The 750-nt window shown below is 29.6% G+C and carries 3 protein-coding genes; all 3 read left to right on the top strand.

The annotated features are described in order from the left end of the window. On the top strand, window positions 1–186 hold a 186-nt coding region (locus IF125_RS14200; protein ID WP_225542930.1), incomplete at its 5' end, for a hypothetical protein. Between the two features lie 2 nt (window positions 187–188). Next, the gene (locus IF125_RS14195) at window positions 189–407 is read left to right on the top strand and encodes a hypothetical protein (RefSeq protein WP_225542929.1); all 219 of its coding nucleotides are present in this window, start codon (window positions 189–191) and stop codon (window positions 405–407) included. A 5-nt stretch (window positions 408–412) separates the two neighbouring features. Beyond that, window positions 413–679: a hypothetical protein gene (locus IF125_RS14190; protein WP_225542928.1), complete on the top strand. Its 267-nt coding sequence runs from the start codon at window positions 413–415 to the stop codon at window positions 677–679. Window positions 680–750: the final 71 nt, after the last annotated feature.

The following is a 750-nucleotide window of genomic DNA, read 5'->3' as shown; positions in this document are numbered from 1 at the left end:
GGTTGGATTTGTATAGAAAGTGAAGAGGATTTGCCGAAAGACTATGAGATTAGTTACCACGCATGGAACTCAGAAGGTGATAGAGATTATTATGTCGCAAATATGTGGACAATAATCAATCGTTATCATTTAGGAAGTGTTACCCACTACCAACCAATCGAGAAACCAAAACTACCAATATATTAATTATGAAAACTGTAAATAGTCTTTCTGGAGGTAAAACAAGTAGTTATTTAGCTTATCATTACCCGGCTGATTTAGAAATTTTCAGTCTTGTTTGTATTGATTCTCATAATGCAGGAATTCATTTAGATAAAAAATTAGTTCAAATGGCAAATGATAAACTTCAAAAATATTGTTCAGATCAAAATGAATTTGTAGCAACGTCAGAAGACAAATTAATTTAAAAACAATGATTGATTTAAGTAAATATAATGTAGAAAAATTGAATGATTCACAAAAAAAGAAAGTAGATAGAGTGATTAAACTTTTGGTTGAACTTCAAAAAGAAAAAGTAAATGCTTGCGTTGCTTCAACTCCACAAAATAAATTGATTTTCTATAAAGCTGATAAATGGCTTGATAGTATGGAAGAAATACAAGATATGCACAATGAAACAGATTTTGTATATGAAGGTAAAAATCAGCCCGATAGTTTAATAGATGCAGTCGGTTACTAAAATGGCTTATAACTACCTGATTAACGCAACGAATTTGAAAATGAAACAAAAACAAATAAACTATGACAAAA

This window comes from Empedobacter stercoris, from assembly GCF_020281205.1.
GTDB classification, from domain to species: Bacteria; Bacteroidota; Bacteroidia; order Flavobacteriales; family Weeksellaceae; genus Empedobacter; species Empedobacter stercoris.
Note: the sequence above shows the minus strand (reverse complement) of the source record. Positions and strands in the feature narration are given on the sequence as shown.